General features: G+C 40.8%; 12 protein-coding genes. 3 read left to right on the forward strand and 9 right to left on the reverse strand.

Annotated elements, in window-relative coordinates:
• Positions 1 to 20 precede the first annotated feature (20 nt).
• The 4 genes from D9K81_RS17535 to D9K81_RS17550 all read right to left on the reverse strand — a co-directional run bounded on the left by D9K81_RS17535 (position 21) and on the right by D9K81_RS17550 (position 5,447).
• On the reverse strand, positions 21 to 3,290 hold the full coding sequence (locus D9K81_RS17535; protein WP_121523940.1) for a tape measure protein: 3,270 nt from the start codon (positions 3,288 to 3,290) through the stop codon (positions 21 to 23).
• Between the two features lie 87 nt (positions 3,291 to 3,377).
• The gene (locus D9K81_RS17540) at positions 3,378 to 3,899 is read right to left on the reverse strand and encodes a Rha family transcriptional regulator (protein WP_121523942.1); all 522 of its coding nucleotides are present in this window, start codon (positions 3,897 to 3,899) and stop codon (positions 3,378 to 3,380) included.
• A gap of 144 nt (positions 3,900 to 4,043) precedes the next feature.
• Positions 4,044 to 4,226: a hypothetical protein gene (locus D9K81_RS17545; protein WP_121523944.1), complete on the reverse strand. Its 183-nt coding sequence runs from the start codon at positions 4,224 to 4,226 to the stop codon at positions 4,044 to 4,046.
• 276 nt (positions 4,227 to 4,502) lie between these two features.
• Complete coding sequence (locus tag D9K81_RS17550; RefSeq protein ID WP_121523960.1) at positions 4,503 to 5,447, reverse strand: ORF6N domain-containing protein; 945 nt, start codon at positions 5,445 to 5,447, stop codon at positions 4,503 to 4,505.
• 203 nt (positions 5,448 to 5,650) lie between these two features.
• Between D9K81_RS17550 and D9K81_RS17555 the strand changes: the two genes are divergently transcribed.
• Genes D9K81_RS17555 through D9K81_RS17565 form a run of 3 tightly spaced genes read left to right on the forward strand, consistent with a single transcriptional unit; the run spans position 5,651 to position 6,538 of the window.
• A complete protein-coding gene (locus tag D9K81_RS17555; protein WP_121523946.1) occupies positions 5,651 to 5,911 on the forward strand; it encodes a helix-turn-helix domain-containing protein in 261 nt (86 codons plus the stop codon).
• Between the two features lie 37 nt (positions 5,912 to 5,948).
• Positions 5,949 to 6,251, forward strand: a complete 303-nt coding sequence (locus D9K81_RS17560) for a type II toxin-antitoxin system RelE/ParE family toxin (RefSeq protein ID WP_121523948.1) — start codon at positions 5,949 to 5,951, stop codon at positions 6,249 to 6,251.
• A complete protein-coding gene (locus D9K81_RS17565; protein WP_121523950.1) occupies positions 6,248 to 6,538 on the forward strand; it encodes an addiction module antidote protein in 291 nt (96 codons plus the stop codon). The genes D9K81_RS17560 and D9K81_RS17565 overlap by 4 nt, the downstream gene beginning before the upstream one ends.
• A 10-nt stretch (positions 6,539 to 6,548) precedes the next feature.
• Here the strand turns inward: D9K81_RS17565 and D9K81_RS17570 are convergent, their stop codons facing one another.
• The 5 genes from D9K81_RS17570 to D9K81_RS17590 all read right to left on the reverse strand — a co-directional run bounded on the left by D9K81_RS17570 (position 6,549) and on the right by D9K81_RS17590 (position 8,772).
• On the reverse strand, positions 6,549 to 7,031 hold the full coding sequence (locus D9K81_RS17570) for a YqaE/Pmp3 family membrane protein (RefSeq protein WP_121523952.1): 483 nt from the start codon (positions 7,029 to 7,031) through the stop codon (positions 6,549 to 6,551).
• Positions 7,021 to 7,620 (reverse strand): hypothetical protein, encoded by a 600-nt coding sequence (locus tag D9K81_RS17575; RefSeq protein WP_227602118.1) that lies wholly within the window; start codon positions 7,618 to 7,620, stop codon positions 7,021 to 7,023. Before D9K81_RS17575 ends, D9K81_RS17570 begins: the two co-directional genes overlap by 11 nt.
• Entirely contained in the window at positions 7,620 to 7,898 is a 279-nt protein-coding gene (locus D9K81_RS17580; protein ID WP_171406969.1) for a hypothetical protein, read from the reverse strand. The genes D9K81_RS17575 and D9K81_RS17580 overlap by 1 nt, the downstream gene beginning before the upstream one ends.
• 65 nt (positions 7,899 to 7,963) lie before the next feature.
• Complete coding sequence (locus D9K81_RS17585; protein WP_121523956.1) at positions 7,964 to 8,530, reverse strand: hypothetical protein; 567 nt, start codon at positions 8,528 to 8,530, stop codon at positions 7,964 to 7,966.
• Complete coding sequence (locus D9K81_RS17590) at positions 8,527 to 8,772, reverse strand: hypothetical protein (RefSeq protein WP_121523958.1); 246 nt, start codon at positions 8,770 to 8,772, stop codon at positions 8,527 to 8,529. Before D9K81_RS17590 ends, D9K81_RS17585 begins: the two co-directional genes overlap by 4 nt.
• Between the last annotated feature and the right edge of the window lie 202 nt (positions 8,773 to 8,974).

An 8,974-nucleotide genomic window follows, 5' to 3' on the forward strand; every position in this document is an offset into this window, starting at 1 on the left:
ATTTTTACGGACTAATTTCATTACATTCCCTTCTTCAGCATTTCAAACTCACGAAGTATTTCTTCCATGCTATCCACTGCCTCTGGCGTACCTTCCAATTCAGCTGACTTGCCTCCAGATTGAATTTCTATAATCTTCTTCTCAGTCGGCTGGATATCCTGTAGCGGCGTAAGATCAAAACTTGAAGCAACCATTGGGGCATCAGGCATTGCTGGCGCTTGGTAAGCAGGCTCATTGCTACCAGTAAGCCCTGAGCCAGTATTGCTAGAACGGCCGCCTGACCGCTGCGCTTGCGCTCTTGCATTTGCCGCATCCGTTTTGGCTTTCATTTCGGCTTTAAAGTTATCCCAGTAATCATCAGAAGCCTTTTTCTCAGCACTAACCTCTGGCTGATTCTGTGCAGCTGGTTGACTTACCTGGCTCACACTGCGCTGGGTTGCATCTGCAGCACGCTGAATCTCACCGAGTTTGGAAACAGTGGCTTTGCCAGTGGCGTCAAGTTGAACCTCAAGGCCAAGTGATGCAGCTTTAGCCTGAGCCACGGCGATTTTAGCCTTGTCTCCTGTTGCAATGGTTGCATTCAACATGGCTGTATAAGCTTGCTGAATGCTATCGACTGTAGCCAATCCACTCTTATTAACAACATCAAAATTTCTTTGTGCCACAAGAGCCGCATCACTCAATTGCTCTTTGGTTTGTATACCAAAAGCACTAAAGGCTGCTTGTGCTGGGTTTAATACATCTGGAAGTTGACTTGCTTTTTGCTCGATTTTACTTAAACCCAGCGCAACCTGATCACCTGTTATCTCCCCCTGTTTCCCGTACTCAACAAGTTTGCCTTTAGCATAATCAAGCTCGGATCTAGTTTGTGCTGTGTCTATGGCCCTCCCAAGGTTTGCACTTAACGCCAAACCAGTATCAATACCTTGGGCCTTATAGGCATCCAAGTTATCAATAACAATTTGAACATCATTACTGGCAGACTGGAATGTTTCAGAAAACCTTCCCTTGAGTTGTTGTGTATCTAACCCTGTTCTACCCAGCGCTGCTTTCATCACAGCTTCCGTCATAGCTGCTGACTTCGCTGCCTCTTGTGCTGTTCCCGCAAAAGCGGCCTTTGCATTGGTCTGGAATACTGTTAGGTCTTTTCCGCTTAATGCTTCCCCCAGCCTTAACTGTAGTTCTTCAGCTGTGATTTTTCCTTGATCTTTTAATAGGATTAATGCGGTAACTGAATCATTAATTCCTTTTGTTGAATCAAACTTCATGGCATTAGAAATCTTCTCTAATGCTTCTTTGGTTGGTTCGCCCTTTTTAATGAGTTCATCAAACTCGGTTACAAGCTTTTTGGACTCAACTGTAAGTTGGTAGGCCTTTTCTCTGGCTTTTTCAGCGGCCAGTGCAAAGGATTGTTTTAGTTCCGCCGCAACCTTAGAGCGAGCCGCCTCCAAAGCCATCTGGTTTTCTAGATCAGCAAATGCCTCCCCATACCCTCGAAGTTTGGCAATACCCTCGCCAATTGCAGTACTGATTGGTACACCCACAGTTGCTATTAAAGCACCCGTTGCTGTAACAGCCACCCCCAGAGAGCCAAGTCGCCCAATAAGCCCCATAATGGATGTGCTAGATGAAGCCATCGATGTTGTTGCAGCACTAGCACCAGTAGCTAACTGTCCTTTCGCTAGCGCATTAGCCCGTGTAGCATTTGCATTCACTAATTGCGCTTGAGTGTTGGCTACGACTGATACTGTTTCTTGTGTAATGGCAGTTGATGCCACTCTCACGCCAGCTGCTTTATCAAGGAACACATTTGCAATATTCAATGCTTTATAAGCAACAAAGGCCTGCCCTGCTAACACTAATGTTGAAACAATCTGATCTAGATTTTCAGCAACAAATTTAAGTGCTTCTGCTACCTTCGCACTCGCACCAGTGGCAGCATCTGCCTCTCCAATATACAGAGTCCATGCTGTTTTAAGGTTTTCAATGGACTGTCCAATCGTAATAGGCATTTTGGCGAATTCTTCATTAAGCGCCTTGGATTGACTTTCAAGTGCCTTAACAATCACCTCAGATGTGAGTTTCCCTTGTCCCGCCATCTCACGTAATTTACCAACATTTACACCTAGGCCATCCGCTAGAGCTCGAGCCAACCGCGGTGCTTGCTCCATCACACTGTTGAACTCTTCACCGCGGAGAACACCAGACTGCAAGGCTTGGTTAAATTGATAAATTGCCGCTTCGTTTGAGGCTGCCAGCCCACCACCCACAATTAACGACTTGTTTACTAGGTCAGTAATCCCTAAAGCACGCTCTTGAGAGTATCCAAGCTGATCCACTGCACTTTTGACACGGGTAAATAGTTCCGCTGTAGCTGTAAGATTTGATCGGGTTTCAATCGCAATCTTTTTTACACCCTCGAAAGCATCTGTAAAGTTTCCGCTTTTGGATGTGGCAAGCCCAATCCTTGCCTCTAGAACCTTAAACTCATCAGCAGTTCGACCAATTTCTGCTGCCGATACGCCTACACCAAGTGCGGCCATTGCACTTGTTAACGCTGTATAGCCTGTTTTTAAACCTTGGATTTCCACACTTGCTTGTTTAACAAGTGTCTCACTCTTCTGAAGTTCTGCATTTGTTTTACCAAGTTCTCCATCTAACTTGGTTAATTCAGGTGTAATTAAACTTAGTTCAGACTTGAATGCACCAAATGCCTGATCTGCCTGTTGAACCTCTTTCTCTAAAGCATTGATTTGTTGTTGTGCTTTAACAATATCTTCTGGCGTAGCATTGGTTTTTGAAAATTCTTCAAGCTTGGTTTTTGCGGTAGCGAGGTTAGCTTTTAGTAAATTCAGAGACCGGACCGAATCCACACTAAATTTATTAAAACTTTCTGATGCACCTATAACACCAGTACCTGTGCTTTTAATAATTTCAGTTGTTTCATTCAGTGACTTAATTAACGCAGACGCACGCTCACTGGCATTTTTAGGAATAATATTCCCAATTTCCTGACCAGTATCCTTGGCTGTGCTGGCTACATCCTGAAATTCACTGCCTAGTTCATCTAACTTACCTTTTGCCTGATCTGCTTTTTGGGGTAGATCGGCTGGTATGATTTTACCAATCTCTTTTGCAGTCTCAGCACTTGTTTTCTTGAGTCGCTCAGCTTCACTCTCAATGGTTTCGAATAGCTTTTTGCTAACATCTTTGGATTGTTTTGCCGCAGCAACAAGGCCTTTGCTATCGCCATCCATGATTAATTTAAAAGTTAGATTTTTACCAGACATGAATTTTCCTTTAAACACAAACATCTACATACAAAAAAGGGTCACATTTAAAATGCGACCCTTTAAGCTTTGTTAATCTGCATAGTGTTAGTCTAATTTCTCAAATAAACATGGCTGGATCTGACGATCCACATTTGCGATTGCTGTTTCAAGAACATCACGTTGCTTTTTCCATTGGGACAACCCGCGACCGCATGCACTGGCAATGTCTTTTTCGCAGTCCAGTTTTGCACTAAGCGCTTCACGTTTTTGGATTAGAGAAAAATAGTCTGTCTGCAGAAGTGCGCGCGCCTCAAAGAATGCTCGAACTAACGCTTTCTTGAACTGACGCACCTTTGGGCTGTTTCGCATATAAGTTAATAACAAGGTTGCTTGCTGCTCATTAAGAACAGCATATTGCACATCACCGCCACCATGAAAACCTTGCAATCTTGGTCGCATTTCAAATGTGACCAAGCCAAATTCAGAAAAATCCGATTTATAACTTCGAACCAGCTGGATCACGGACTTGTGTTGAATGCCTAGACCTATGGCTATTTGTAGTGTGGTGGTTTTGGGAATTCCACTGTCAACTTCCACTATTTTTAAAACTTCAATTTTTGCATTCATATATAACTCCTTGAGTTGAGTGTGAGTCTGTCTATCGAATGCACTTGGAATAATAGACAGGCATAAAAAAGCGCCTATAAGCGCGCTGACAATAAAAAACCGACCTTGTATTAGGTCGGTTTTATAAATTTAGTTTCATGATGTTCACAATATGTATTTAATCAAAGAGATGATTACTGTAGCTACTCCACCGCAACTACCTATTACCATGGAGATTGATTTTCCCCAAGCCATAATGATCGCGACTTTTCCTGCATCTTTTTCGCTCATCTTGCCCTCTATACTAATACCGGGTTTGGTGTTAACATTTTCCTCAGATTGATTCATTAATAGTTGATCCTCTTAACTGTTAATTAAAACCTCAGTGTTGGCGCACTGGGGTTTTTGCTTTTCTGAACTTTAATAAATTTCCAACTAAAAGATCAGGCGGAAAGGCTTCCGATTATTTTTTAAAATTGTGCATCTTGCACTCAAGCACTTCCACCTGCGTTTTTTTCCCAAAAAAACAAAAAAACCACCGCGAACGATGGTTATTTGATTTCTCTCTTATACGTGCATCTCTATTGAAAAAACCTCCCGAAGGAGGTTTTATCTATTCAACATTTACCAAGCGGGCGCATTAAACCATTTAGGATTTACGCCAGTGAACTTAGCCCCGCCAACAAAGTTAATAGTTTGACAGCATCCATCGATTAGTGGCTCACCTTTCTTGGTTTTAAAGCCTAGTGCAATGCTGACTTTACGTGCCATCGTGTTTGAGTCAATAACGTATCTTGAGTAATACATCATATCTTTCTTGTTGATCAGCATGAGTGCTTGCCAAACATCTTGCATCATGAAGTTTTGACTTAATACAGATTCAGCAAATTCACGTACCAGTTCATAGGTATCTTTATCAAACAATGAGCCTTGTTTGCTCGAATTGCTGTACAGCGCAATCAAGTGATGCACATATTCCACAGCGACAGGGATCGCATCGTATGGGATGTCTTCGATGTGATCCACGTTAAAACGCTGATGAATCAACTTCCACGCATCACTTGAATTTAGGTGTTTAGTTTTAGCAACCAACATAGCGTGTGCATCATGCAGTGCCGTGCGTTCTGATTTATGTGTTTTTGCTAAAATCTCTTGGCGATGGAAGTAACAGTCTTCCAGTTGCTCAAAGATATCCCATGCTTGGTCTGTATCAAGCATCTTGGCGTGACGTGCTGCGCCACGTTCTGTCCAGAGAGTAAGTACGCGAGTTTTACTTGAAATTTGCACACCTCTTTGAGAGGGTTGCAAATTTTGTGAGTTACTTTTAGTAACCCGCAAATCGTCTGTTAGTAGTTTTAAACTACTCACAAAATCTTTCAGTTCCTGACCTGTGATTTTAAAGAAATGCTTACCCTCAATAAATCGACTTTTATTACGAGATAGATTCACTTTGATGTTGTTTACATCAGTGCCGTAAAAATTTGCCAACTGCTCGGTAGTTAAAACAGGTGTAGATTTGAAATTAACAATTGATACCTGTGTATCGTTGATTTGTGCTAAATTAGTCATGTCTTGAATCTCTAAAGGTTTGGACACAACCCCTTGTTTACTTTGAACGGTACAAGGGGTTTCTTTTTTCATGGCTTTTCACCGTGATATAAGAATCATATTTAATATAAAAAATACATGCAAGTTCTTTTTTGTGTAATAAAAAATATAATTACACTTTTATATTGTGCTACACTTTTGAAAAATAATCATGAGTGCATATAATGTATGAAGTAAAAAATGCTGTTGCTGCCTTACGAGAACAGGCAGGGCTAACAGTCTATGAATTATCAAAAAGATGCGGCTTCATTAGTAACAACCGCGTTTCCAGTACGCATGTAAAACGTGCAGAACAGGGCTATCAAGTAAAAATTGAAACTGCTTTACTCATCTACACTGAACTCAAAAGAGCAGGCGTATGCGAGAAGCTTGAAGATGTCTTTTGGCTTGAGACCGCCAACCAAACTGCTAACGACACAAAATAGAACTTCCTAAACTGTAAACTATGGATTACAATTAAGCATGTATGAAATCACCACAACCGAAGTCTATGACGAATGGTTTGATGCGCTAAAAGACACAAAAGGCAAAGCTCGCATTAATGCCCGCCTGCGTCGCGTTGAGCTTGGCAACTTTGGGGATGCTGAACCGGTTGGTGACAGTGTGTCTGAGTTACGGTTCTTCTTTGGCCCTGGTTATCGTATCTATTTCATACAACATGGCGATGAAATTATTATCTTACTTGCTGGCGGTGATAAATCCACACAGTCAAAAGATATAGACAAAGCACTTGAATTAGCAAAAGAAATACGAGGTGAGTCATGACTGTTAAGCTAAAAAAATGGAACATCCAAGATCATCTTAAAACAGAAGAAGATCGCCAAGCCTATCTTGAGGCAGCTTTAGAGGAAGCTGGTGACGATCCTATATATATTGCCCATGTACTTGGTGATATTGCTAAATCGTATGGTATGACCAAGCTTGCTCAGGAAACTGGCTTAACCCGTGAAGGCCTATACAAGTCCTTTGGAAAGCAAGGGAATCCAAGCTTTGTTACTGTCAGCAAGGTTGCTAGCGCAATGGGTTTAAAACTCACATTTCAACATGCGTAAAAAAAGCACCCTAGGGTGCTTTAAATTTTCCATCTTTGGATTTTTTGCAAACACCCATCACGTGTGTTGAGGTCTCCACCCCATTTGGCAACATTGGATATTGCCCTTGCTGTTGATAATGCTTTAACCCTTGAGTCATACATATTAGTTCATAATCTTTGGTAGTTTTTTGTGTTGATGGCCCACCATTAATTAGTGTATTAAAAAATGCGTAAATGACAACCACCACAATACTACCAATAAACCCCAACACACCCAGAACTATAAAATCACCAGCATCGGAAGGTCTATTACTGGTACAAGAATTTGAGGGTTGAACCAAATCACTGCCACAATTTTCACAAACACCCAGCCCAGTTCTGCGCCATATTTCATAAATTACGGCAGGTATGAAAAAGAAAATTGCCAAAACAATTGTAATTAAAAAATTGCCACGGTTTTTAGACCAGCCCGTATGACCGCAGTTATTGCAACTAATGCATTTATTTGCCATTTAAATTCCCATGGTACTCTTGCTGTTTAGCCTTAGCCTTGCTTTCAGTTAAAGCTATAAGCCCACAACGACAGCCTCTTCTGGGTTGACCCCAGTGCTCAATAGCTAGCTTTTCGAAATTCAAATCACTCACATGAAACAACTTATTCTGAAATTTATAACAATCTTCAGGTGAATTGTTGTCTATTAATGGCGACCAAAGTAACCAAGTATGCTTGCTTGTCTTACTCTCAAATCCATCCCTTGCAATTAAATAATCAAAAATAAACATCTGCCTATTAAAAAACCATGCGCAGTAATATTGATCTTCTATAAGTAGTTTCCTATCCACCTGAGCTCTTATGTGTTCAGGAGTCAAATCTAAATACCTATTTACAAAACGATGATAAAGACAAGGGTGTTTTTTTAATTTTCTATTCCGCAATGCATCGAAAATATTAAGAATTTCCTGCTTAAAAAACTGATGATCAGCACCACAGTCCAAGCCAATTGAGGTTAAGACATCAATATCATTAGCACTGAATTGACTAAACCACTTTTTGTGTGCTTCTCTGCTCCCCTCAACAAGCCTTTCTCTCATACCCATCATCAGCGCGAAGTCTTAATATGCGTTACTTTGCCGTTCTCAATGGTAATCGTATAGGTTTTATTACCATCTACATAGCTAACTTCACGCACTGGTGTTTCTTTGCCATTCACGTTCTTGGTGTAGTCATAAGTCGATACTGGTTGACCCAATTTACCAACGATCTGACCATAGCTATCGCCAACTCGAACACGCTCACCATTAATGCTGGCATTTGTAGTATTAGCATTTGCAAAAGTAAAAGCAGACATCAATATAGCTGTAATTAATAATTTTTTCATGAATTTACCCCTCATTATAATTGGGTAAATCATAACTTGATCAATTACACATCACAACGTGAAATTCACGACTCTTTCTCAAGGCTCTTAATAAATTCATTGAACTTCTTATTGATGGCATTCTGCGCCCGAGTTGCGATCGCTAAATTACGCATTTTAATGCGCTCGGCTTTCTGAGCTGCTTTAAGATATTGTTGGAATGAACCGTAGGTCATTTGCATGATGCTTTCATGTGAATGTCCATTCGATGCGAGAAGCTGAAACACATTAAACCAACTACTCTTTTTGCGCGGATCCACATCGTCTTGGTGTCTTGGTTTCGGCTCAGTAAAGAATGCGTCATTCACTTTGATCACAGCATCCAATAACAAGATATAGAGTGCATCATCTTTCTTGAATAGATCAATGACTTGTTCAGTGCTGTATTTCAAGCAATGGGCTATCAATTGCGTCGATTCAAATGGATGAGTATCAAAGATCTTTTGTGTGGTTTTATCTGGGTGATTATTCAAAAAGTCTTTAATGGTCTGCGCTACTCCTGACCATTCATCAAAGTTGTGCATCTGTAATTGGTGCACCGATAATTCACCTACTTTAATAGGTCGATTTGAGGCAATAAAAAAATCATTCATTGAAATACCTTCGCTAGAGCCACAAATGCATTAATAATGTTTGAGAGTTGCCAGATGAAAATACCCATTAAAATGGCACCTGTTACTTTCCAATAACCATGTTTTTCCATTACAACCTCTACTTTTTGTAAAACTACTGCTATAATTTCAACCACAAGTTTCTTTCCCTTGCTTTTATCTGGCGGGTGGAAATAAAAAAGCCCAGCGACTGCAATCGTTGGGCTTTTGCTTTTTATAGGCACAAAAAAAGATGCCTAATGCATCCTATTTAAGTGCCTGCTGTAAATTTACGGAGTCGTTGCTTTCGGAATCTGCGTGAAGTAACCGTATAAACCCAGTGCACCATCTTTATCTTTAGATAAATCACCCAGCGCATCACCGCTAACTTCATACGAACCAAATTCTTCATGAATCAAACCAAAGCTTGAATCTGGTGATTTAATT

Source organism: Acinetobacter chengduensis (assembly GCF_003664645.1).
Classification (GTDB): domain Bacteria; phylum Pseudomonadota; class Gammaproteobacteria; order Pseudomonadales; family Moraxellaceae; genus Acinetobacter; species Acinetobacter chengduensis.

Excerpts from the sequence above, each read along its gene's own strand:
- D9K81_RS17535 (WP_121523940.1), bottom strand. The coding sequence starts at position 3,290 with ATGTCTGGTAAAAATCTAACTTTTAAATTAATCATGGATGGCGATAGC.
- D9K81_RS17540 (WP_121523942.1), bottom strand. The coding sequence starts at position 3,899 with ATGAATGCAAAAATTGAAGTTTTAAAAATAGTGGAAGTTGACAGTGGA.
- D9K81_RS17545 (WP_121523944.1), bottom strand. The coding sequence starts at position 4,226 with ATGAATCAATCTGAGGAAAATGTTAACACCAAACCCGGTATTAGTATA.
- D9K81_RS17550 (WP_121523960.1), bottom strand. The coding sequence starts at position 5,447 with ATGACTAATTTAGCACAAATCAACGATACACAGGTATCAATTGTTAAT.
- D9K81_RS17555 (WP_121523946.1), top strand. The coding sequence starts at position 5,651 with ATGTATGAAGTAAAAAATGCTGTTGCTGCCTTACGAGAACAGGCAGGG.
- D9K81_RS17560 (WP_121523948.1), top strand. The coding sequence starts at position 5,949 with ATGTATGAAATCACCACAACCGAAGTCTATGACGAATGGTTTGATGCG.
- D9K81_RS17565 (WP_121523950.1), top strand. The coding sequence starts at position 6,248 with ATGACTGTTAAGCTAAAAAAATGGAACATCCAAGATCATCTTAAAACA.
- D9K81_RS17570 (WP_121523952.1), bottom strand. The coding sequence starts at position 7,031 with ATGGCAAATAAATGCATTAGTTGCAATAACTGCGGTCATACGGGCTGG.
- D9K81_RS17575 (WP_227602118.1), bottom strand. The coding sequence starts at position 7,620 with ATGATGGGTATGAGAGAAAGGCTTGTTGAGGGGAGCAGAGAAGCACAC.
- D9K81_RS17580 (WP_171406969.1), bottom strand. The coding sequence starts at position 7,898 with ATGAAAAAATTATTAATTACAGCTATATTGATGTCTGCTTTTACTTTT.
- D9K81_RS17585 (WP_121523956.1), bottom strand. The coding sequence starts at position 8,530 with ATGAATGATTTTTTTATTGCCTCAAATCGACCTATTAAAGTAGGTGAA.